This is a genomic window from Allobosea sp. (assembly GCF_030695125.1).
Classification (GTDB): domain Bacteria; phylum Pseudomonadota; class Alphaproteobacteria; order Rhizobiales; family Beijerinckiaceae; genus Allobosea.
The window spans coordinates 1-22,473 of the sequence record NZ_JAUYTP010000006.1 but is presented as its reverse complement, the minus strand read 5'-3'; the positions used below and the strand labels follow the sequence as shown (position 1 = coordinate 22,473).

25 protein-coding genes are annotated in these 22,473 nt (G+C 66.8%); 15 read left to right on the top strand and 10 right to left on the bottom strand.

The genetic code is table 11. From position 1 onward, the window contains the following. Positions 1-4: 4 nt before the first annotated feature. The 5 genes from Q8S38_RS00665 to carA form a co-directional block, all read right to left on the bottom strand. Entirely contained in the window at positions 5-526 is a 522-nt protein-coding gene (locus Q8S38_RS00665; RefSeq protein WP_305678487.1) for a GNAT family N-acetyltransferase, read from the bottom strand. 46 nt (positions 527-572) lie between these two features. Then, a complete protein-coding gene (locus Q8S38_RS00660) occupies positions 573-1,001 on the bottom strand; it encodes a group III truncated hemoglobin (protein ID WP_305678486.1) in 429 nt (142 codons plus the stop codon). 208 nt (positions 1,002-1,209) lie between these two features. Continuing rightward, complete coding sequence (locus Q8S38_RS00655; protein WP_305678485.1) at positions 1,210-2,832, bottom strand: ABC-F family ATP-binding cassette domain-containing protein; 1,623 nt, start codon at positions 2,830-2,832, stop codon at positions 1,210-1,212. Continuing rightward, positions 2,829-3,698, bottom strand: coding sequence for a prephenate dehydrogenase (locus Q8S38_RS00650; RefSeq protein ID WP_305678484.1), 870 nt, complete (start codon positions 3,696-3,698; stop codon positions 2,829-2,831). Before Q8S38_RS00650 ends, Q8S38_RS00655 begins: the two co-directional genes overlap by 4 nt. 242 nt (positions 3,699-3,940) lie before the next feature. Then, positions 3,941-5,149, bottom strand: coding sequence for a glutamine-hydrolyzing carbamoyl-phosphate synthase small subunit (gene carA, locus Q8S38_RS00645; RefSeq protein ID WP_305678483.1), 1,209 nt, complete (start codon positions 5,147-5,149; stop codon positions 3,941-3,943). 153 nt (positions 5,150-5,302) lie between these two features. Between carA and Q8S38_RS00640 the strand changes: the two genes are divergently transcribed. Beyond that, positions 5,303-5,764: a GatB/YqeY domain-containing protein gene (locus tag Q8S38_RS00640; RefSeq protein WP_305678482.1), complete on the top strand. Its 462-nt coding sequence runs from the start codon at positions 5,303-5,305 to the stop codon at positions 5,762-5,764. Positions 5,765-5,785: 21 nt separating this feature from the next. On the opposite strand, the gene Q8S38_RS00635 is transcribed toward Q8S38_RS00640, so the two are convergent. After that, on the bottom strand, positions 5,786-6,175 hold the full coding sequence (locus tag Q8S38_RS00635; RefSeq protein WP_305678481.1) for a type II toxin-antitoxin system VapC family toxin: 390 nt from the start codon (positions 6,173-6,175) through the stop codon (positions 5,786-5,788). Continuing rightward, the gene (locus Q8S38_RS00630) at positions 6,172-6,447 is read right to left on the bottom strand and encodes a type II toxin-antitoxin system VapB family antitoxin (RefSeq protein ID WP_305678480.1); all 276 of its coding nucleotides are present in this window, start codon (positions 6,445-6,447) and stop codon (positions 6,172-6,174) included. The genes Q8S38_RS00635 and Q8S38_RS00630 overlap by 4 nt, the downstream gene beginning before the upstream one ends. Positions 6,448-6,564: 117 nt before the next feature. Between Q8S38_RS00630 and dnaG the strand changes: the two genes are divergently transcribed. Then, positions 6,565-8,478 carry a DNA primase gene (gene dnaG, locus Q8S38_RS00625; protein WP_305678479.1) on the top strand — a complete coding sequence of 638 codons (1,914 nt, stop codon included), beginning with the start codon at positions 6,565-6,567 and terminating at the stop codon, positions 8,476-8,478. 206 nt (positions 8,479-8,684) lie between these two features. Then, positions 8,685-10,727 (top strand): RNA polymerase sigma factor RpoD, encoded by a 2,043-nt coding sequence (gene rpoD, locus Q8S38_RS00620; protein WP_305678478.1) that lies wholly within the window; start codon positions 8,685-8,687, stop codon positions 10,725-10,727. Positions 10,728-10,759: 32 nt separating this feature from the next. Here the strand turns inward: rpoD and Q8S38_RS00615 are convergent, their stop codons facing one another. Then, a complete protein-coding gene (locus Q8S38_RS00615) occupies positions 10,760-11,716 on the bottom strand; it encodes a WD40 repeat domain-containing protein (RefSeq protein WP_305678477.1) in 957 nt (318 codons plus the stop codon). 177 nt (positions 11,717-11,893) lie between these two features. Here Q8S38_RS00615 and Q8S38_RS00610 point away from each other — a divergent pair, with 177 nt between their 5' ends. Further along, on the top strand, positions 11,894-12,040 hold the full coding sequence (locus tag Q8S38_RS00610; protein ID WP_305678476.1) for a hypothetical protein: 147 nt from the start codon (positions 11,894-11,896) through the stop codon (positions 12,038-12,040). A gap of 164 nt (positions 12,041-12,204) precedes the next feature. Here the strand turns inward: Q8S38_RS00610 and Q8S38_RS00605 are convergent, their stop codons facing one another. Further along, positions 12,205-12,687 (bottom strand): SRPBCC family protein, encoded by a 483-nt coding sequence (locus Q8S38_RS00605; protein ID WP_305678475.1) that lies wholly within the window; start codon positions 12,685-12,687, stop codon positions 12,205-12,207. After that, the gene (locus Q8S38_RS00600) at positions 12,684-13,028 is read right to left on the bottom strand and encodes an ArsR/SmtB family transcription factor (RefSeq protein ID WP_305678474.1); all 345 of its coding nucleotides are present in this window, start codon (positions 13,026-13,028) and stop codon (positions 12,684-12,686) included. The genes Q8S38_RS00605 and Q8S38_RS00600 overlap by 4 nt, the downstream gene beginning before the upstream one ends. 137 nt (positions 13,029-13,165) lie before the next feature. Here Q8S38_RS00600 and Q8S38_RS00595 point away from each other — a divergent pair, with 137 nt between their 5' ends. The 11 genes from Q8S38_RS00595 to Q8S38_RS00545 form a co-directional block, all read left to right on the top strand. Then, positions 13,166-13,777, top strand: coding sequence for a LysE family translocator (locus Q8S38_RS00595; RefSeq protein ID WP_305678473.1), 612 nt, complete (start codon positions 13,166-13,168; stop codon positions 13,775-13,777). A gap of 6 nt (positions 13,778-13,783) precedes the next feature. Beyond that, entirely contained in the window at positions 13,784-14,206 is a 423-nt protein-coding gene (locus Q8S38_RS00590) for a secondary thiamine-phosphate synthase enzyme YjbQ (RefSeq protein WP_305678607.1), read from the top strand. An 82-nt stretch (positions 14,207-14,288) separates the two neighbouring features. Beyond that, complete coding sequence (locus Q8S38_RS00585) at positions 14,289-14,576, top strand: HlyU family transcriptional regulator (RefSeq protein ID WP_305678472.1); 288 nt, start codon at positions 14,289-14,291, stop codon at positions 14,574-14,576. 97 nt (positions 14,577-14,673) lie between these two features. After that, positions 14,674-15,234, top strand: a complete 561-nt coding sequence (locus Q8S38_RS00580; protein WP_305678471.1) for a type 1 glutamine amidotransferase domain-containing protein — start codon at positions 14,674-14,676, stop codon at positions 15,232-15,234. Positions 15,235-15,421: 187 nt separating this feature from the next. Beyond that, positions 15,422-16,660, top strand: a complete 1,239-nt coding sequence (locus tag Q8S38_RS00575) for an MFS transporter (RefSeq protein ID WP_305678470.1) — start codon at positions 15,422-15,424, stop codon at positions 16,658-16,660. A gap of 105 nt (positions 16,661-16,765) precedes the next feature. After that, complete coding sequence (locus Q8S38_RS00570; protein WP_305678469.1) at positions 16,766-17,044, top strand: type II toxin-antitoxin system RelE/ParE family toxin; 279 nt, start codon at positions 16,766-16,768, stop codon at positions 17,042-17,044. A gap of 13 nt (positions 17,045-17,057) precedes the next feature. Further along, entirely contained in the window at positions 17,058-17,348 is a 291-nt protein-coding gene (locus Q8S38_RS00565; protein WP_305678468.1) for a HigA family addiction module antitoxin, read from the top strand. 163 nt (positions 17,349-17,511) lie between these two features. After that, entirely contained in the window at positions 17,512-18,537 is a 1,026-nt protein-coding gene (locus Q8S38_RS00560) for a methionine synthase (protein ID WP_305678467.1), read from the top strand. Between the two features lie 91 nt (positions 18,538-18,628). Then, a complete protein-coding gene (locus Q8S38_RS00555) occupies positions 18,629-19,045 on the top strand; it encodes an acyl-CoA thioesterase (protein WP_305678466.1) in 417 nt (138 codons plus the stop codon). Positions 19,046-19,436: 391 nt separating this feature from the next. Continuing rightward, positions 19,437-20,603 (top strand): ABC transporter substrate-binding protein, encoded by a 1,167-nt coding sequence (locus Q8S38_RS00550; protein ID WP_305678465.1) that lies wholly within the window; start codon positions 19,437-19,439, stop codon positions 20,601-20,603. Between the two features lie 34 nt (positions 20,604-20,637). Continuing rightward, positions 20,638-22,473, top strand: a 1,836-nt coding sequence (locus tag Q8S38_RS00545; protein ID WP_305678464.1) for a HAMP domain-containing protein, incomplete at its 3' end; no start/stop codon positions are given.

Here is a 22,473-nt window from a genome sequence, read left to right as displayed (position 1 = left end):
GCGCTCAGGTGTCGCCAGCAAAATCCAGCACGATCAGCGCCTCGTCGATGAAGACGCCGTCGACCCGCAGCGCCTTGTCCTCCCGTCCGTAGTGCCGGAAGCCCAGGCTCTCATAGAGCCGCAGCGCCGGCGTATTGGCGACGCCCACGCCCGCCTGCAGCAGCACGACATGGGCGCGCGCATGGTCGATGACGGCCGTGACCAGCGCACGGCCAAGGCCATGGCCGCGATGGGCCGGCGCGACATGGACGCCGACGAGCAGGCCCTTGTGGCGGGACTTCAGGGATTGGTCCGGCACGATGAAGCCGGCGGTGCCAACGAGATCGTCTCCGGCAAAGGCGCCGAAGACGCAGTTCAGCGGGCCGCCATCGAGGCGCCTCGCCGTCATCTCGAGGCTGCGCGCCACCTCGTCCTTATAGCTCGCACCGAAGGCCTCGGGGTGGTCGCGCAGGGCCTGCAGGCGGAGCGTGCGATAGGCGGCGGCGTCGGCTGCGGTGAGGGGGCGGATGAGGGGCAGCGCGTCCATGCCTCATCCCATCACGGTGCGCGTCGTCGCGGCAAGGCTCTTTGCCTCAGCCCCGGCTGTGGCGCGGGCGGGCGATTTCGCCGGTGACAGAGGCGCGGCCCATCTCGAAGCTGTCGGCGATGCGGCGTGCGCGGATGATGAACTCGTCGGCGACATCCGGCTCACCGCAGATTTCCGCCGCGGTCTCCTCGAACAGGCTGAGCCAGCGGTCGAAATGCTGCGGTTCCAGCGGCAGGATCAGATGCGGGCGCATCGGCCGGCCGTGATAACGCCCGGTCCGCAGCATCACCGAGCTCCAGAAATCGGCGATGTTGGCGATGTGCTCGTCCCAGTTCTCGACGGCGCCCATGAAGATGGGGCCGATCACGGCGTCCTCGCGGGCCCGCTCGTAGAAACGCGCGACCAGCGTCGCGATCATCGCCTCGGTGATGGCGGGGTGGGCGGCGCCGGGCCGGGTGAGGGGATTGTCGGTCATGGATGGGGGGCTCGCGGCTGATCGGCAGGCTGGGTGTTTATCGCGTCGGGCCGACCCGCCCCTTGATCTGAATCGCGTCGTCATCCTGGACAAGCCGCGCAGCGGCGCAGACCGGGATCCATCATAGGGCACCGTCGAGGCCTTTGATGGATCCCGGACGAAGCTACGCTTCGCCCAGGATGACGGCGCCTTTTCGCTGCCGACGTCGCTAGCTCCGCAGGCCCGGCGCTTCCTGGCCGGTGCGGGCGACGTATTCGGTGTAGCCGCCGCCATAGGCATGGACGCCGTCGGGCGTCAGCTCCAGCGTGCGGTTGGAGAGTGCGGCGAGGAAATGCCGGTCGTGGCTGACGAAGAGCATCGTGCCCTCGTACTGCGCGAGCGCATTGATCAGCATTTCCTTGGTGGCGATGTCCAAATGGTTGGTGGGCTCGTCGAGGACAAGGAAGTTCGGCGGATCGTAGAGCATCAGCGCCATGACGAGGCGGGCCTTCTCGCCGCCGGATAGGACGCGGCAGCGCTTCTCGACATCGTCGCCGGAGAAGCCGAAGCAGCCGGCGAGGGCGCGCAGCGAGCCCTGGCCGGCCTGAGGAAAGCGGTCCTCCAGCGACTGGAAGATGGTGCGGTCGCCGTCGAGCACCTCCATGGCGTGCTGGGCGAAATAGCCGAGCTTGATCGAGCCGCCGAGTGCGACCATGCCGTCATCGGGGGTAGTCGAGCCGGTGACGAGCTTCAAAAGCGTCGACTTGCCGGCGCCGTTGATCCCCATCACGCACCAGCGTTCCTTGCGACGGACCTGGAAATCCAGCCCCTCGTAGATCGTGCGGCTGCCATAGCGCTTGTGGACGCCCTTGAGCGTGACGACGTCCTCGCCCGAGCGCGGCGGGGCCTGGAACTCGAAGGAGACGGTCTGTCGGCGCTTGGGCGGCTCGACCTTCTCGATCTTGTCGAGCTTCTTGACCCGGCTCTGGACCTGGGCTGCGTGCGAGGCGCGCGCCTTGAAGCGCTCGATGAAGTTGATCTCCTTGGCGAGCATCGCCTGCTGGCGCTCGAACTGCGCCTGCTGCTGCTTTTCGGCGAGCGCGCGCTGCTCCTGGTAAAATTCGTAATTGCCGGAATAGCTGGTCAGCGCGCCGCCATCGATCTCGACGATCTTGCCGACGATGCGGTTCATGAACTCGCGGTCATGCGAGGTCATCAGAAGCGCGCCCTCATAGCCCTTGAGGAAGGATTCCAGCCAGATCAGGCTTTCGAGGTCGAGATGGTTGGAGGGCTCGTCGAGCAGCATCGCGTCGGGGCGCATCAGGAGGATGCGGGCGAGCGCGACGCGCATCTTCCAGCCGCCCGAGAGCGCGCCGACATCGCCCTCCATCATCTCCTGGCTGAAGCCGAGGCCGTCGAGCACCTCGCGGGCGCGGCCGTCGAGCGCGTAGCCGTCGAGTTCCTCGAAGCGCCCCTGGACCTCGCCATAGCGCTCGATGATCTCGTCCATCTCGCCGGCACGGTCGGGATCGCCCATCGCGGCTTCGAGCTCGCGCAGTTCGGCGGCGACGGTGCTGACGGGGCCGGCTCCGTCCATCACCGCGGCGACGGCGCTCATGCCCTTCATGTCGCCGACATCCTGGCTGAAATAGCCGATGGTGACGCCGCGATCGACCTGGACCATGCCCTCATCGGGGCGGTCCTCGCCGGTGATCATGCGAAACAGGGTGGTCTTGCCGGCGCCGTTGGGGCCGACGAGTCCGACCTTCTCGCCTTTCAAGAGCGAGGCGGAGGCCTCGATGAAGACGATCTGCTGGCCGTTCTGCTTGCCGATGTTTTCGAGGCGGATCATGATTTTACGTGACGCTCAGGGATCATACTGCGCTGCAATAGGGCAGGAAGCCTCGGTGCGGAAGAGGCCGCTGCCGGTTCCGCGCTGCAGGCGGGCGGGGGCTCTGACGAGTCGTGTCCTTCCAGCGCGTGGGTCAGCGCCTGGGCATGGGCGAAGAATCGCTCCCGCACGGCTCGCGCATGCGGGTTGGCCCGTTCGATCGCCAAGAAGACGCCGGGCGCGTCGTGGCGCACCATCTCGGTTGCCTGCATCAGCAGCTCGAAGCTGCGCGTCGTCATCCGGCGCGGGACGGGCTCCATTCGGACGAGGATCTTGGCGACGAGATGGGTCAGGCCCTGGACCAGCGCCATGTCGCGGTCATGCGCGTCCGGCGTTGTCAGGATCACGTCGAGGGCGAAGGTCCGGCGCAGGAAGGCGGCGATGCGCCCCACGCTGCAACCGCGGATTGGGCAGAGCGCGATCTTCAAGCGGGCCAGCCCGTCGCGCGCGCTCTGCGGGCCGAAGAGCGGATGCGTGCCGATGATCTCGACCTGCTCCGGCAGCCCTTCCAGCAGCAGGCGGGCTGGCTCGATCTTCACCGAGCCGACATCGAGCACGACGGTGCCCGCGCGCAGATGCGGGCGAAGGCTCGCAATTGCGTCGGCCATCGCGTCGACCGGGACGGCGAGTACGACGATATCGCAGGCCGCGACCGCCGCGACGTCGCCGGGCACGAGCCCCTGGCCCGCCCGGTCGGGCTGCGGCGGCCGGGCGGGATCGCAGATGACGAGGCGAAGATGCGGCTGGAGGTGGCGCGCCATAAGCTGCCCGAAGGCGCCGAAGCCGAGCAGGCCGAGAGAGGAGAAGGATTTGCGCTGGCGTGGCATCGTCGGGTTCCCTGGAGGGGGCCGCGATGCCGGGTGACTGCCTGAGTTCAACCGCCAGCGCGGCGGTTGAAGCATGAGAATGCGACCCGCCTTATGAGGACGGGGCGTAATAGGTCCGGGCGAGGCAGGTCGCTGGGGTCATGAGCCGCTTCAAGCGCAGGCGGCGGGGGCTGTCAACCCGGACGTAGCGAAGCGCAGGTCCGGGTCGAAGGCGCAGGTTCAGGAGGCTGACGACGGCAGCCTCAGGCTGCTGTCTTCGCCTTTGCCTTGTCCATCATCTCGACGAAGCGGGTGAAGAGATAATGGCTGTCCTGCGGGCCGGGCGAGGCTTCCGGGTGGTGCTGGACGCTGAAGGCCGGGCGGTCGGTCAGGGCGAAGCCGCTGTTGGAGCCGTCGAAGAGCGAGACATGGGTTTCGACGGCGTGAGCCGGCAGCGAGGCGGGATCGACCGCGAAGCCATGGTTCATCGAGACGATCTCGACCTTGCCGGTCGTCTTGTCCTGCACCGGGTGGTTGGCGCCGTGATGGCCCTGCTTCATCTTCATCGTCTGGCCGCCGACGGCCAGCGCCAGCATCTGGTGGCCGAGGCAGATGCCGAAGGTCGGGACCTTCTTCTCGAGCAACTCCTTGATCACCGGGACGGCGTATTGCCCGGTCGCGGCCGGGTCGCCCGGGCCGTTCGACAGGAAGATGCCATCGGGCTTGAGCGCCAGGATTTCGGCCGCGGTCGCGGTGGAGGGCACGACGGTGACGTCGCAGCCGGCCTTGGAGAGCAGGCGCAGGATGTTTCGCTTCACGCCGTAATCGATCGCGACGACCTTGTGGGCCGCGCCGTCGCGCTTGCCGTAGCCGGCGGGCCACTGCCAGGGCGTCTCGTCCCATTCATAGCGCTGGGCCGAGGTGACCAACGGCACGAGGTCGAGGCCCGCCATGTCCGGCAGTTCTGCGGCGAGCTTCTGGAGCCGCGCAATGTCGAAGACGCCGTCGGGGGCATGGGCGAGGACGGCGTTGGGCATACCGCTGTCGCGGATCAGCGCGGTCAAAGCGCGGGTATCGACGCCGCAGATGCCGACGATGTTGCGCGCCTTGAGCCAGGCGTCGAAATGGCGGTTCGCGCGCCAGTTGGACGGCTCGGTGATGGTGGCGTGGAGCACGATTCCGCGCACGCCGGAGGCGGCGGCGGCATTGACCGTTTCGATGTCCTCGTCGTTGACGCCGACATTGCCGATATGGGGGAAGGTGAAGGTGATGATCTGCCCGGCATAGGACGGGTCGGTCAGGATCTCCTGATAGCCCGTCATCGCCGTGTTGAAGCAAACTTCGCCGGGCGCCTCGCCGGTGGCACCGAGGCCGAAGCCCTCCAGCACCGTGCCGTCCGCCAGCACCAGCAGCGCGGTCGCGCGCGGTTCGCTCCAGCCGCCCGTGGCGGGGTTTCCTTCATGTGCGGTCATGTCTATGTCTCGGTCCAGGCCGCGCGAGCTGCGGCAATGCATGGGCGGCAGCGGTTTCGCTCGCCGTCGTCTGGAGCGCGAGCCTTAAAGACGCGCTCCCATGCCGTCAATCAAGGCAGGCGCCGAGCCTGCGGATAAAAAGGAAAGTTCACCATGACCAATCTGCGCGAGCGCTTCACGGCCGATCTCAAGGAGGCGATGAAGGCCGGCGAGAAGGGCAAGGTCTCGACCATCCGTCTGATCACCTCGGCCCTGAAGGACAAGGACATCGAGGCGCGCGGGCTGGGCAAGCCCGAGACCACGCCCGACGAGGTGCTCGCCCTGCTGCAGAAGATGATCAAGCAGCGCCAGGAATCGATCGCGATCTACGACGCCAACGGCCGCCCCGAACTCGCCGCCGGCGAGCGCGCCGAGGTCGAGGTGATCGCGGGCTACATGCCCAAGCAGATGTCCGACGACGAGGTGCAGGCCGCCATCGCAGCCGCGGTCGCCGAAAGCGGCGCGGCCTCGGTCAAGGACATGGGCAAGGTCATCGCGATCCTGCGCGCGAACTATGCCGGCCAGATGGATTTCGGCAAGGCGAGCGGGCTGGTGAAGGCTGCGCTGGCGGGGTGAGGTTGCCGGCGTCGAGCGGGCTCAAGCTCGCTCGATATCCGTCAGGGCAAAATCCTCGCCCTTGAACAGCAGCGGCCAGCCGCGTGCCTGCGCCAGCGCATAGGCGGCGCAATCACCCATGTTGAGCCTGGCCGGATGGCGGCCCTTGCCGAAGCGACGGTAGGCTTCGAAGGCAAGGTCGGAGAGGGCTTCGTCGAAAGGGACGATGTCGATCTTCCATCTGCTCAGCAGGTCGTCGAAGCGTGCGCGATCGAGCCTCCTGCCCATCTCCAATACGATGCGAGTCTCAAGCGCATTGACCGCAGAGATGCAAAGACCTGATGCTGAAGCGAGTTGCCCGAGCCAGGCCTCGGCATCGCTTTCATGCGTCAGGATGGCAATGATGACCGAGCTATCGACGACAATCTTCACCACATGCCGTTCTCGTCATAGCCGATGATATCGTCCATCTCATCCTTGGTCAGCGACCGCTCGGCCGGCTTGATGTCGTATTTCTTATAAAATTCCGCCAACCAGAGTTTGCTCTCCGCGATCCGTCTCGCCTTCTCGTCCCCGGACAACTCGTCCTTGCCGAGTTCGCTGCTGACGGCCTGACGCACGGCCTCGGTCAGGCTGAGGCCGCGGCGCTTGGCCAGCGTCCGCACGGCCTTCTCCGTCTCCGGATCCTTGATGTTGAGGGCCATGGCGATCTTCCTTTTGCCGCTCTTTCTTTATCATGCGGCTGTGGATTGCGCCAACAAACCGGTCTCCCGCCATATCGGCGATTGGCTTTCGGCCGCCCTGCGCCCACATAGAAAGCGATGAAGTTCCCGCCCTCCATTCTCGAAGAAATCAAGGCGCGGCTGCCGGTCTCGGCGGTCGTGGGCAAGCGCGTGCGCCTCGCCAAGGCGGGCCGCGAGTGGAAAGGGCTATCGCCCTTCAACGCCGAGAAGACGCCGTCCTTCTTCGTCAATGACCAGAAGGCCTCGTTCTTCGATTTCTCGTCGGGCAAGAACGGCGACATCTTCAAATTCGTGATGGAGACGGAAGGGTTGTCCTTCCCCGAGGCCGTCGAGAAGCTCGCGGCCGAAGCTGGCGTCACGCTGCCCAAGATCACGCAGGAAGCGCAGGTCCAGGAGGAGCGCCGCAAGGGCCTGCATGAGGTGGTGGAGCTCGCGGCGCGCTTTTTCGAGGCGGAGCTGACCGGGGATCGGGGTGGGTCTGCACGGCGCTATCTCGCCTCGCGCGGGCTCGACGGCGAGGCGCGGACGCGCTTCCGGATCGGCTATGGCCCGGCCGATCGGTTTGCGCTGCGCGACCATCTCGCGGGGAAGGGCGTCTCGGCCGAGCTGATGATGGAGGCAGGCCTGCTCGTGCATGGCGACGAGATCGCCGTGCCCTATGACCGCTTCCGCGACCGCATCATGTTCCCGATCCACGATTCGCGCGGGCGACCTGTCGCTTTCGGCGGGCGGGCGATGAGCGCCGAGGTCTCGGCCAAGTACCTGAACTCGCCGGAGACGCCGCTCTTCCACAAGGGCTCGCTGCTGTTCAACCACCACAACGCCCGCAAGGCCGCTCATGACACCGGCCAGGCGATCGTGGTCGAGGGCTATGTCGACGTCATCGCCATGGCGCTCGCCGGTTTCCCGCAGACGGTCGCCCCGCTCGGCACGGCCTTGACCGAGGACCAGCTGACGCTGCTCTGGCGCATGGCGGACGAACCGGTGATCTGCCTCGATGGCGACAAGGCCGGGCGCAAGGCGGCCAGCCGCGCCATCGACATCGCCCTGCCGCTGCTGGAGCCCGGCAAGTCGCTGTCCTTCGCGCTGCTGCCCGAGGGGCAGGACCCCGACGATCTGGCGCGTTCGGGCGGCAAGGCAGCGATCGCCGAGGTTCTGGGTGCGGCGCGGCCGCTGGTCGACATGCTGTGGACGCGCGAGGTCGAGGCCGGCCCGCTCGACACGCCCGAGCGCCGTGCCGCCTTCGAGCGCCGGCTGAAGGAGCCGCTCGGCCAGATCCGCGACGAGACGACGCGCAAGCATTATCGCCGCGAGATGGAGGAGCGGCTGGCGCAGCTCTTCGCCAGCGCCGCTCCGGCGCGCACGGAGCGGGGCCGGAACAGCGGCGGCTATCCGCGCGGACGCGGGCAGGGGGCGGGCGGTCGCGGCGGGTTCAGGGGCGGCTTCCAGCAACCAGCGCCCTGGGCGACCGGGCTGCTCACGGCGTCGAGCCAGCTCACCGGCTCGCGCATGATGGCGCGTGGACGCGGCGAGGATAAGCGCGAGGCCTTCATCCTGCTGGCGCTGGCGAGCCACCCCGCGCTGATCCTGCGCTGCGCCGACGAAATCGCCGATCTCTCGCTGGACGGCACCGCCGCCGAACGCTTCCGGCAGGCGCTGCTCGATGCCGCAATGGAGGGCATTCTCGACGAGCAGGCTCTGGCGATCCGTCTCGAACAGCCGCGCGTGCAGGAGGCGCAGGCGCAATTGCTGGCGGTGACGGGCCCCGCCGAGCGGCTGAAACTCGCGCAAGCGGCTGATCCTGAATCGGTTTTTGACTCAATTCGTCAGGCTATTGTCTTGCATCATCGTGCGCGGACGCTACATAGCGAGCTGAAGGCAGCCGAGCGCGCATTGGCTGACGAAGCGACCGAAGCCCATTTCGCCTGGATCAAGGACGTCAAAGCTCGCCTCGAGACGATCGAGGGGACGGAGGCGATGTCCGGAGATTGAGTGCAAGAGTGCCCCGGTGCCCCGCCTCGTCGCGTGCGCGTGGGTCGGCAAAGTGGTTTACGGTTCATCAACGATGAGCAGTGCCATGTCGCCTGTGTGATTTGGGTGGGGTGAGCGCGCCGGACCTGCGGCCGCGCCGCCCTTTTATGCGTCTGCGGATGGCTTCATCGAAGCCGTAGCGGCGCGAGAGTGCGGAGCGCTGATTGATGGCGACGAAAACGAGCGAACGGGACAAGACCGATCAGGTCGCGCCGGAAGCGCCTGCGACCTCCGATGGACCGTTGCTCGATCTGACGGATCAGGCCGTCAGGCGGATGATCAAGCTCGCCAAGAAGCGCGGCTATGTCACCTATGACGAACTGAACGAAGTCCTGCCCTCGGAGGAGTTCACCTCCGAGCAGATCGAGGACGTGCTCGGCCAGCTCAGCGAGCAGGGCATCAACGTCGTCGACAACGAGGACCCGGAAGCCTCGGGCGAGGAGCGCGCCGCGGCGCGCACCGGCACCAATGGCGCCGACGAGGAAGAGGCCGAGGGCGGCGATCTGGTCGACGCCTCGCGCTCGGCCCTGCCCGTCGAGGTCAAGCGCAATCTCGAGCCGACCGAGCGCACCGACGATCCGGTGCGGATGTATCTGCGCGAGATGGGCTCGGTCGAGCTGCTCTCCCGCGAGGGCGAAATCGCCATCGCCAAGCGCATCGAGGCCGGCCGCGAGGCGATGATCGCCGGGCTCTGCGAGAGCCCGCTGACCTTCCAGGCGATCATCATCTGGCGCGACGAGCTCAACGAAGCCAAGGTCCTGCTGCGCGACATAATCGATCTCGAGGCGACCTATGCCGGCCCCGACGGCAAGAATCCGACGCAGCTGCCCGGCGAGGGCGGCGAAGGCGGGGAGCCGACCGAGGGCGGCCCGGCCGCGGCCGAGGGCGAGACGCCCGAAGGCGAGCTGCCGCCCGATCTCGACGACGACGACATGGAGAACAACGTCTCGCTCTCGGCCATGGAGGCCGAGCTCAAGCCGCGCGTGCTGGAGACGTTCGATTCGATCGCCGACAACTACAAGAAGCTGCGCCGCCTGCAGGACCAGGACATCGCCAACCGGCTGGAGAACACCAAGCTCTCGCCCTCGCAGGATCGCAAATACAAGAAGCTCAAGGACGACATCATCACCGCGGTGAAGTCGCTCTCGCTCAACAACAACCGCATCGAGGCGCTGGTCGAGCAGCTCTACGACATCAACAAGCGCCTGATCGGGCATGAGACGCGTCTGCTGCGCCTGGCCGAGAGCTATGGCGTCGGCCGCGAGGACTTCCTCAAGCAGCATGTCGGCGGCGAGCTCGACCCGAAATGGGTCCTGCGCGTCTCCAAGCTCGGCTCGCGCGGCTGGCGCGACTTCGTCGGCGCCGAACTCGACCGGATCAAGAGCCTGCGCGAGGACATCCATACGCTGGCCTCCGAGACCGGCCTGGAAATCCAGGAGTTCCGCAAGATCGTGCTGATGGTCCAGAAGGGCGAGCGCGAGGCGCGTCAGGCGAAGAAGGAGATGATCGAGGCCAATCTGCGCCTCGTGATCTCGATCGCCAAGAAATATACCAATCGCGGCCTGCAGTTCCTCGACCTGATCCAGGAAGGCAATATCGGCCTGATGAAGGCGGTCGATAAGTTCGAGTACCGCCGCGGCTACAAGTTCTCGACCTATGCCACATGGTGGATCCGCCAGGCGATCACCCGCTCGATCGCCGACCAGGCCCGCACGATCCGCATCCCCGTCCACATGATCGAGACGATCAACAAGATCGTGCGGACCTCGCGCCAGATGCTGCACGAGATCGGCCGCGAGCCGACGCCTGAAGAACTGGCCGAGAAGCTGGCCATGCCGCTGGAGAAGGTGCGCAAGGTCCTCAAGATCGCCAAGGAGCCGATCTCGCTGGAGACCCCGATCGGCGACGAGGAAGACAGCCATCTCGGCGACTTCATCGAGGACAAGAACGCGATCCTGCCGATCGACGCTGCGATCCAGTCAAACCTGCGGGAGACGACGACCCGCGTGCTGGCGTCGCTCACCCCGCGCGAGGAGCGCGTGCTGCGCATGCGCTTCGGCATCGGCATGAACACCGACCACACGCTTGAAGAGGTCGGCCAGCAGTTCAGCGTCACCCGCGAGCGCATCCGCCAGATCGAGGCGAAGGCGCTCCGGAAGCTGAAGCATCCGAGCCGGAGCCGGAAGCTCAGGAGCTTCCTGGACAACTGAGGTGGACGTCTGCGATCCGAATGGCGGCGCGATCAGGGTTTCGCGCCGCGCCTGGCAAGTTCCGTCGCGACGTCCCAGACGACGAGTTCCTGGCCTGCCGCCGCGGCGAGCTGTCCTGCGGCGTTGATGGCGATCATTTTGACGGGGCTTTTCGCACCCAGCAGTTCGATGATCGGGGCGCGATTGGCCAGGTCGGGCGAAAAGACGAAGATCCTGCCGTCGTAACGGCCGACTGCGACGAAAACCCTACTCGGGAATGTCGCCACTGCATTGGCGGGCGAGGCGATCTCGCCGGGGCCGGCCGTGCCGATGAAACCGCCCGTCGCGCTCTTCCAGCGGGCGATATAGCCTTTCGCGTTTCCGGCCGCGAGCCCGCCATCACGCGAGAGCGCGACAGATTGCAGGCCCTCGTCCAGTTCGTAGGTCAAGGATGCGATGAGTTGGCCATTGCCCGTGCGGTAGCAATGGATTCGACTCTTGGCGTCGATCGCGCAGACCGAAAGGCCGTCCGGCGCGAGGGCGGCGCCACGGAGGGGACGTTCGGCCTCCGGAGCTGCGATGCGACGCGGCGGTGCGCGACCGTCGAGGGCGATCAGATGCAGTGCCACGTGGCTCGCCACGAAGCCGAGCATGCCGGTATCATCGACATCGAACCGGATCGGCAGTTCGTCGGCGCCGATCACTGACCCGAGATCGATCGCCGGAAGCGGCGCCGCCGTGGCGGCCTGCCAGCGCCAGAGCTTGCGGTCCCACTGGCCGAGCGCCGCGACCGTCCGGCCGCCATCGGCGAAACGCGCCGCCAGAATGCCGGGAGCCGATCCCAGGTAACGCAGGCGCGGTTTGGCCTCGCCCACAGTCCAGAGCGTAATCTCGCCGCGCACGCCGGCGACGAGCAGCGTCTTGCCATTGCCGCCATATTCGACGGAGTTGGCTGACGCGGCATCGACATTGGCCCGCCAGATCGGATTGATGTCGCTGGCCCATGCCATAGGCGGAGCGGCAAAGAGCCAAAGAGCCAAACAGATGAAGGCGTATTGCATCCGGCTGTCCTCCGTCGCTTTGCCAATAGTATTTCTACATCCGACTCCAGCCAACGGGGTTTTGGGGGCCCGCCTATTCTCCGGCTCCAGATGATGGCAGCATGAGGCTGTTCACGGGCGGCGGCGATGATCGACAAGCCTGATCTGGCGGAGATCGAAGCGGCGGTGCAGGCGGCGCGGGCAAAGGCCGAGACTCAGAAACTACAGCAACAGCCCGTCGCCGCGAGTGATACCGGCAGCACGGCGACGGACGGTGTCGGCGAGTCATCTTAGCCGCCCTCGACGGCACACTCGAAATGGCAGGCAGCGTGCTGGGGGCGGCGGTGAGGTCTCGCGTCAAACGTCGGTGGCATTTTCGACAGTTTGGGATCGTGACCGCCGGGCGAGCGGGACGCCGGCGACCATCGGTGGCCGGAGGCGGTGCGGGAGCTTGCGCCTCACATCCCCTTCACCAGCGCCACCAGCTGATCCAGCGCGGTGCCCCAGCCCTGCTGGAAGCCCATCTCCTCGTGCTGCTTGCGGCCGGCCTCGTCCTTGTGCAGGGCGCGGGCCGTGTAGAGCGTTCCGGTCGCGGTCGGTTCGATGGCGATCGAGGCCGTCATGAAGCCGGAGCCAACCGGGCGGTAGCCGGGGCCAAGCGCATCGGTGAAGACGAGGAGCTTTTCGGGCACGATGGCGAGAAAGCAGCCGGTGTTGTCGTGCTTCTCGCCATCGGGGCCCTCCATCACGGTGCGGAACCTGCCGCCGGGGCGCAGGTCGATCTCGCATAGTGTGGTGCGCCAGGGGGCGGGCGTGAACCATTGCTGGAGCAGCGCTGGCTCGGTCCAGGCGCGCCAGACCAGATGCGGCGGCACCGCGACCTCGCGCTTGAGCTCGAGATCGAGCGCCGGGTCGAAGGCGGCGGCGGGCAGGGTCGTCATGGGCGTTCCTCGTCGTTCTTCAGTTGCAGGACCAGGGCGTCGAGCCGGTCGAGGCGCAGCGTCCAGAGGCTGCGCTGCGCCTCCAGCCAGGTTTCGGCGGCGGCCAGAGGTTCGCTGCGCAGGGAGCAGGTGCGCACGCGCCCGGTCTTGGCGGTGGTGACGAGCCCGGTTTCCTCCAGGACCTTGAGGTGCTGGAGAAAGCTCGGCAGCGCCATCTCGAAGGGCCGGGCGAGTTCGCTGACCGAGGCCGGCCCCCGACCCAGCGCCTGCACCACCGCGCGCCGCGTCGGATCGGCCAGCGCACGGAAGGTGTCGTCGAGGGTGGGGGGCGTCGCGGACATGGGACGATCCAAGCGCAGATCGATACTTAGGTCAATGCCTAAGTGATCATTGGCGTCCATCAAGGGCTGTGATGGCGGGGCTTGATCTGACGGCCGCCCTGCGGCTTGCTGGCCGCTGCTCCGCGGAGGCCACCGCCATGTCGCCCGAATTCCTGCTGACCTCGCTGATCGTCGTGGCCTCGCCCGGTACCGGCGCGATCTACACCATCGCCGCGGGGCTTACCCGGGGCTCTCGGGCGAGCCTGCTCGCGGCGTTTGCCTGCACGCTGGGGATCGTGCCGCATCTGCTGGCGGCGATGCTGGGGCTGGCGGCGTTGCTGCATGCCAGCGCGCTCGCCTTCGCCCTCGTGAAATATGCCGGCGTCGCCTATCTCTTGTTCATGGCCTGGCAGACGCTGCAGGAGCATGGCGCGCTGAGCGTCGAGGCCAAGGCCGATCCGCGCTCGGCCTGGCGGGTGCTGCGCGACGGCGTCGCGATCAATGTGCTCAACCCCAAGCTCTCGATCTTCTTCGTCGCCTTCCTGCCGCAGTTCATCGCGGCCGGCGAAGCGGCCCCGCTGGCGCGGATGCTGGAGCTGTCAGGTGTGTTCATGGCGATGACCTTCGTGGTCTTCGCGCTCTACGGCCTGTTCGCGGCGGCGATGCGCGACAAGGTGGTGACGCGGCCGGCGGTGATGGCCTGGCTGCGGCGGGGCTTCGCCGCCGCCTTCGTGGCGCTGGGCGCCAAGCTCGCCGTCACCGAGCGCTGAGCCGTGATCAGCCGGACCATCCTCACCCTCGCCACGACCGGGCCAGGCCTCTACGAATTTACGGACCGCGCCGTGCATTTTGTCGCGCAGGCGGGGATCGCGACCGGGCTGCTGACGCTTTTCGTGCGGCACACCTCCTGCTCGCTCCTGATCCAGGAGAACGCCGACCCGGATGTGCGTGTTGATCTCGACGCGTTCTTCCGCCGGCTGGTTCCCTCCGCCGACGATCCGGCGATGGAGTATCTCGTCCATCGCGCCGAGGGGCCCGACGACATGCCGGCCCATCTCAAGGCGGCGCTGACGCCGGTGTCGCTGGGCGTGCCCGTAATGGACGGCCGGCTGGTGCTGGGCACCTGGCAGGGGATCTATCTGTTCGAGCATCGCGCGCGGCCGCACCGGCGCGAGGTCGTGCTGCATCTGGCGGGGTGAGGGGCGCGGTCGGCCTTGGCAGCGGCAGCGTGCGCGGATAGGTCTGCCAGCATCCTTGCATCCATGGTCGGAGGAAAGCCCGGTGTCCTTCCTGAAATCCCTGTTCGGTGGCCGCAAGCCGGCCGACGACAAGCCGGCCGGTCCGCTCAAGAGCATCGAGCATAACGGCTTCACCATCCATGCCACGCCCTATCAGGATGGCGGCCAGTGGCAGCTGTGCGGCGTCGTCGAGAAGTCGATCGAGGGCGAGGTGAAGAGCCACCGCTTCGTCCGGGCCGACCGCTTCCCGGGACAGGCGGAGGCTGTCGATTTCACCCTGGTCAAGGGCCAGCAACTCGTCGACCAGCAGGGCGAGGCGGTGTTCCGGTAGGTCCTGGCACGGCCACAGCGACGTTTTCGCGCGGGAACGGACGCGCCATCCGCGGGTTGTCGGGGCATCACCTGCACCCCGAACACGGAGGCTCTTCATGAGCGCGCTTTCTGGCAAGACCATTCTCATCCTTTCCACCAACGGTTTCGAGCAGTCGGAACTCGACGTGCCCCATGCCAAGCTGAAAGAGGCCGGCGCCACCGTGCATATCGTCTCGCCCGATGCCGGCGAGATCACGGGCTGGGACCAGAAGGACTGGGGCCGGGCGGTCAAGGTCGACAAGACGCTCGACGAGGTCAGCGCCGATGCCTACGACGCCATCGTCCTGCCCGGCGGGCAGATGAACCCCGACACGCTGCGCGGCAACCCCAAGGCGCTCGCCCTCATCGAGGCCTTCTTCAAGCAGGGGAAGGTCGTCGCGGCCGTCTGCCATGCACCCTGGCTGCTGATCGACACGGGCATCGCCAAGGGCCGCCGCCTGACGTCCTACGGCACGATGAAGCAGGACATGATCAATGCCGGTGCGCTCTGGGAAGACAGCGAGGTCGTGACCGACAAGGGTGTCGTCACCTCGCGCAAGCCCGAGGATCTGCCGGCCTTCGTCGCCAAGATCATCGAGGAGATCAACGAAGGCCGCCACGAGCGCAAGGCCGCCTGATCACCGCCGACTGGTGATTTCGGGAGCTTTCGCCTTCGGACGGAGGCTCCCGTTTCGCTTCTGCGAGGGCAGGATGCGCGCATCGGCGCTGCCCCTCTCTGCTCTGGATGCGCTTGCCGTGACGCTGCGCCCTGCCTAATCCTCGTGCGCAAGAACGCCGTTCTCCACAGCGGCGCGCCGAGGAAACATGGCCCCTGACGATCCCCGCTACGCGCCCGATTCTTCCTATGCCTGGCTGCGGCTGGTCGTTTCGCTCGTGGTCGGCACGGCGGCCTGCGTCGGCACCTGGTCGGTCGTGGTGGTGCTGCCTTCGGTGCAGACCGAGTTCGGGACGCTGCGGGCGGGCGCCGCGCTGCCCTATACCTGCGTGATGCTGGGCTTCGGCTTCGGCAACATCGCGATGGGCCGCATCGCCGACCGCTACGGCATCATCGTGCCGATCGTCGGCGGGGCGCTGCTGCTCGGCTCCGGCTACATGCTGGCCGGATTGGCGCAGAGCCTCTGGCAGTTCGCGCTGGTGCATCTCTTCCTGATCGGCGTCGGCGGCGGGGCGGGCTTCTCGCCGCTGATCGCCGATCTGTCGCACTGGTTTCGGCGGCATCGCGGGCTCGCCGTCGTCTTTGGCGCGTCGGGGAGCTATCTGGCGGGCGTGATCTGGCCGCAGGTGATCACCTGGGGCCTGGCGAACCATGGCTGGCGGGCGACGCATATCGGCATCGGGCTGGCGGTGATGGCGATCATGCTGCCGCTCGCGCCCTTCTTCCGGCGGCGCCCCTCTGCGGCGAGCATGGCGGCCCAGGATGCGGCAAGCGCCGGTGCGCGCGGCGATCTCGGCCTCTCGGCCAACCAGCTGCAATGGCTTTTGGCGGTCGCGGGGTTCTGCTGCTGTGTGGCGATGGCGATGCCGCAGGTCCATATCGTCGCCTATTGCGGCGATCTTGGTTATGGCGTGGCGCGCGGCGCCGAGATGCTGTCCCTGATGCTGGCGCTCGGCATCGTCAGCCGGATCGGCTCGGGCTTCGTCGCCGACCGGATCGGTGGGGCGGCGACGCTGGCGCTGGGCTCGCTGATGCAGGGGCTGGCGCTTTTCTTGTATCTCTGGTTCGATGGGCTGACCTCGCTGTTCATCGTGACCGGGATCTTCGGCCTGTTCCAGGGCGGCATCGTGCCGATGTACGCCGTGATCATCCGGGAGTATCTGCCGGCGCGCGAGGCCGGCATGCGCATCGGCATCGTGATGTCGGCGACGATCCTCGGCATGGCCTTCGGCGGCTATGTCTCAGGCGCGATCTTCGATGCGTTCGCCTCCTACCGCGCCGCCTTCCTCAACGGTCTGGCCTGGAACCTCGTCAACCTGACGATCGTCTGCTGGCTGATGATGCGGGCGCGGCGCCGGCCGGAAGGATCCGCGGCAACGGCGGTCTGAACCCGATCGGGCGACCCGACGGCGCGGGCATCGCATTTTCGCGCTGACGCCTTCCGGGTACCCGCAATAGCGGTCGCTCGTGTTTCATGCTATGAAACAGTCCGCATGAAGCGGATCGCCGACAAGCACACGCTGGCGCTTTACGAGGACGGCATTTGCCATCCTCGCTGGCGAGGCTTCGAGGCGATCGCGCTGCGAAAGCTCGACCGCGTCATGAACATCACGCGCCTGGACGATCTCCGTGTGCCTCCGGGCAATCGCCTCGAAGCGCTGAAGGGCGATCGTTCGGGCCAGTGGAGCATCAGGATCAACGACCAATACCGGATCTGCTTCAAATGGGACGGGACACAGGCCCACGCGATCGAGATCACGGACTATCACTGAGGGAGAGCGCAAGATGTCGCGCATCACGACCCATCCCGGCGAAATGCTGCAACACGAGTTCCTCGTGCCGATGGGGATTTCGGCCCGAGCGCTCGCGCGCGCCATGAAGGTTCCGCCGACGCGGGTCACCAAGCTCCTGAGGGCTGAGACCGGCATGACGGCCGACACCGCGATCAGGCTGGAGCGGGTGCTCGGCGCCTCGGCCGGCTTCTGGCTCAATCTCCAGAACAGCTACGATCTGACGCGCGAACAGGTTGCCAAGGCTGAGGCCTATGCCGAACTGGCGCCTCTGGTCGCCGCCTGAGCATCATCTCTCCGGAGCAGTCAGGGCGTGGAGGTGGTCAAGGAAGCTCGTACTTGGCTGCGGTGATCCCGGCATCGGTGTCGCAGACCTGATCGTTACACTTGACGGCGATGCCTCGTGCATCCGATGTCGGCGCAACCAAAAGCCCGCAGAGGAAACCTCCATGCTGTTCACCACCATCGCCGGCAGCCTGCCCAAGCCGACCTGGCTTGCCGAATCCGAGCGTCTCTGGGCGCCGTGGAAGCTGGAGGGCGTGGCGCTGCAGGAGGGCCGGCGCGATGCGACGATCCTCTCGGTCAAGCTGCAGGAGGATGCCGGCATCGACATCGTCGGCGACGGCGAGCAGGCGCGGGTGCATTTCGTCCATGGCTTCCTGGCCAATCTCGCCGGCATCGACTTCGACAAGAAGACGATCATGGGCATCCGCAACAACCGCTACGAGGCCGAGGTGCCGACCGTGACCGGCGCGATCACTCGCAAGGGGCCGGTGCACAGCATGGAGGCGCAGGCCGCCCGCGCCCACACCACGCGCAAGCTGAAGTTCACGCTGCCGGGGCCGATGACAATCGTCGACACGATCGCCGACGAGCATTACGGCCGCCGCGAGGACCTCGCCATGGCGTTCGCGGCCGTGCTGAACGAGGAGGCGCATGAGCTTCAGGCGCTGGGCGTCGACGTCATCCAGTTCGATGAGCCCGCCTTCAACGTCTACATGAAGGAGGTCCCGGACTGGGGCATCGCCTGCCTCGAGCGCGCCGCGCAGGGCCTGACCGCGACCACCGCCGTCCACATCTGCTATGGCTACGGCATCAAGGCCAATATCGACTGGAAGGCGAGCCTCGGCGAGGAGTGGCGCCATTACGAGCAGACCTTCCCGGCGATCGCGAAGAGCTCGATCGACCAGGTCTCGCTGGAATGCCGCAACTCCAAGGTGCCGCTCGACCTGATCAAGCTGCTCAACGGCAAGGACGTGCTGGCGGGCGCGATCGACGTCGCCTCCAACGCGATCGAGACGCCCGAGGAGGTCGCGGCCACCATCCGCGCCGCTCTCGCCTTCGTGGCGCCCGAGAAGCTCTTCCCCTGCACCAATTGCGGGCTCGCACCGATGACGTCGGAGGTCGCCTATGGCAAGCTCGCGGCGCTGGCGGCCGGCGCGGCGCTGGTGCGCAAGGAACTGGGCGCGGCCTGAAGCCGGCCCCTCATCGGCTCATCCGTCCCATCTGGCGCAGGCGCGGTGGCGCATGCTCCAATGGCGGGAGATTCGCGCAAGGGTTGAGCCGATGACGAGAGAAGCGGGCGTGGCGCAGGACGAGGCGCCGCGCGGCAACCTGACGGTGCGCATCAATGCGATGCCGGCCGACACCAATGCCAATGGCGACATCTTCGGCGGCTGGGTGATGTCGCGCATGGATGCGGCAGGCGGCATCGCCGGCGTCGACCGGGCGCAGGGGCGCGTCGTCACCATCGCGGTCGATGCGATGACCTTCATCCGGCCCGTAAAGGTCGGTGATGTGCTCAGCGTCTACACCGAGGTCGAGTCGGTCGGCCGCACCTCGATGAAGATCCATGTCGAGGCCTGGGCCCGGCGCTTCCGCACGATGGTCCACGAGAAGGTGACCGACGCGACCTTCACCTTCGTGGCGATCGACGAGGAGGGGCGGCCCCGGCCGGTTCCCGAACTGGTCCGCTCGGCCTAGGCGCGCCGCCGGCGGCAGGCGCTGCGTCCTTTTGAGGCAAGCGGGTCGAGCGCGCGTTGGAAGCGCCGAACGCCCGAGGCGCCAGCGCGATTGCCCCGTGCGCTGCGTCGGATCGCAGTATCGCGCGACGGCGGCGCAACGTCATGGTGGACGCCCTTGTTGCGGCTGAAGATCTTTCTGTCGAAAGTTCAGCCTGCTTGTGACGATCTTTTTATTGGCGCGTGCTGAAGGGGCGGGCGCGCATACACTAAGAAAATCTGAATAGTTGAAATCAGCAGTGATTCAGAAGACTCCAGTCACTTAACCTTTCGTTAGGTGCCTTTCCCTCATTCTGCCGGTCGGCTGGCCTAACCCAACTGTCCGCTCAAGAAAAAATCCGGGGGATCCTTTCATGATCAATCGTCGTGACGTCCTGACTGGCCTTGCCTGCGCCTCCACCGCCGCGCTGCTGCCCGGCCGCGCCTTCGCAGAGACCGGCGTGATGGCCGACAAGATCGTGCTCGGCCAGGCGGCCGTGTTCGAGGGGCCCGCCAGCGCGCTGGGCTTGGGCATGCGCGATGGACTCACCGCCGCCTTCGCGGAAGCCAATGCCAAGGGTGGCGTCGGGGGTCGCAAGATCGAGCTTCTGACGCAGGACGACGGTTACGAGCCCGGCAAGTCGATCGATGCGACCAAGGCCCTGATCGCCAAGGATGTCTTCGCGCTGGTCGGTCCTGTCGGCACGCCGACGGCGATGGCCGCCCATCCGATCGCGAAGGAGGCCGGGCTGCCGTTCATCGGAGCCTTCACCGGCGCCGAGGGCCTGCGCGATCCCTATCTGCCGCATGTCGTCAATGTGCGCGCCTCCTACTTCCAGGAGACCGAGGTCTGGATCGAGCGCCTCGTCAAGGACAAGGGCTTCACCAAGATCGCGATCTTCTATCAGGACGACGCGTTCGGCCGCGCCGGCCTCGCCGGCGTCAAGAAGGCGATGGACGCGCGCAAGATGAGCCTCGTCGCCGAAGGCACCTTCGAGCGCAACACGATCGCGGTCCGGTCGGCACTGCTGGAAATCCGCAAGGCCAATCCGGAAGCCGTGGTGATGGTGGGCCCCTACAAGCCCTGCGCCGAGTTCATCAAGCTGTGCAAGCAGGTGAAGTTCACGCCGGTGTTCATGAACATCTCCTTTGTCGGCTCCGATGCGCTGGCTGCCGAACTCGGCGATGCGGGCGCCGGCGTCTATGTCACGCAGGTCGTGCCGCTGCCGACGGATGCGTCGATCCCCGTGGTCAAGGCCTACCAGGCGGCTCTCGCGGCCAGCGACGCCAAGGACAAGAAGCCGGGCTTCGTTTCGCTGGAAGGCTATCTCGTCGGGCGCACCGTCCTTGCCGCTCTCGAAAAGGCCGGCAAGGCCCCGACCCGCAAGGCTGTCATGGAGGCGCTGACCAATGGCTCCTTTGATTTCGGCGGCTTCAAGATGACCTTCGGCCCCAATGACAACCGCGGCTCCGACGACGTCTACCTGACGGTCATCGGATCGGACGGCACCTTCAAGTCGGTCAGCTCTCTGTCCGCCTGAGCAGCATCTGCCGCGTCGTAATTCGGAGAGTGACATGACGAAGGCCAAGACACCGGCGCGCCTGCGCGCGCCGCGGCGCATCGGCATCGCCGCGCGCATCTATGCCGCGCTCGGCGCATTGACCACGCTGACGATCGTCGCCTCCGCGGTGGCCTGGCTGTCCTATGACCGGATCAACGCCACGGTCGGCGAGATGGTCGAGCACAAGATGCCTACGGTCGAACTCGTGCTCGAACTCTCCCAGGTCGGGACGCAGTCGACCGCGCTCGCACCGCGCTTCATGAACGTGCAGACGGTGCAGCAACGCGCCCGCCTGACCACGGAACTGGACACGATCGAGGCCAAGCAGTTCGAACTGATCCGGGCCGTCGGCAAGATCGGCGGCGTCGACATGAAGCCGGTGCAGAAGGCGATCGACGATCTTTCGCTGCGGATCAACGACATCAACGACCTGACCGGAACCCGGCTGCGCAACGCCGCGCAGATGGCTGCCGCCGTCGAACAGCTGAACAAGGTGCGCGAAGACTTCGTCAAGGTGGTCGGCGGCGAGGCCGATGAGCGCCAGTTCAACGTCGTGCTCGGCATCGAAAGCGTCAAGGGGCTGGAGGGAGGGCGGCTCGACGAGGCCCTGAAGGCGATCAACGACGTCGAGTTTCCGGCCTTCGACCTGGCGCGCAAGCTCGAAGCGCAGGTCAACGAACTGATCGGCCTGCTGCGCGAGGTTGACCAGATGGCGGACCAGTCGCGACTGGGGCTCGCGCGCGAGCGTCTCAAGGCGGTCGTGCTGCGGATCGAGAAGGACATGGCCGCCGCCGACAAGATCATGCCCAACGAGGCGCGGACCCGCGTGATCGACGCCGTCATCGCCTTGGGTGAAGGGCCGCGCGGCGTGGTCGCGATGCGCCAGCGCGACATCGAAACGCAGGAGGCGATCAATGCCCGCGTCCTCGACATCGACCAGGCTGCGGCCGCGATGCGCGCGGAAATCGACAAGCTGGTCACAGCCGCCCGCTCCAGCGCGGTGGCCGCAAATGCCTCGACGGCAAATCTGATCGAGCAGAGCAAGATGTGGCTGGGCGCGATCGGCGTCGGCTCGCTGCTGATCGCGCTCGTGCTGGCCTTGCTCTATGTCCGCCCTGCGATCATCGGGCGCCTGAACCGGCTCTGGGCGGCGACGCGTGCGATTGCCGATGGGGCGCTGGAGACGGTGGTCGACACCAAGGGCAACGACGAGATCTCCGACATCTCGAAGAGCGTGCTGCTCTTCCGCGACAATGCGGTGGCGCTGCGCGCCGCCGAGGCTGCCAAGATCGAGGACGATGCGGCGGCCCTGCAACAGCGTCGCGAGATGATGGCGGAACTCGGCGCCGCCTTCGGCGAGGTCGTGGCTGCCGCCGCGGCCGGCGATTTCAGTCGCCGCGTGCAGGCGAACTTCACGGATGCCGAGTTGAACGCGCTCGCCGGTTCGGTCAACGAATTGCTGGAGACGGTGCAGGGCGGTCTGTCGGAAACCTGCGACGTGCTCGCCGAGCTCTCGGCGGGCCATCTTTCGACCCGCATCGAGGGGCTGTATCAGGGCGCCTTCGCGGAGCTGAAGAACGGCACCAATGCGCTGGCCGACGAGTTCGAGAGCACGCTGGCCAAGCTCTCGGAGACGGTCGCGGCGGTCCGCAGCGCCACGACCGAGATCCTCGACGGCGTCACCGATCTGGCCGAGCGCACCAGCGAGGAGAGCAACGCCGTCTCGATGGCGACCAACCAGCTCGGCGCCTTCGCCGGCACGGTGAAGAAGACGGCGTCGGACGCCGCCCAGGCCACCGGCATGGCCGAGGGCGCCGACAGCCACGCGCAGCAGGGCGAGAAGGTCGTC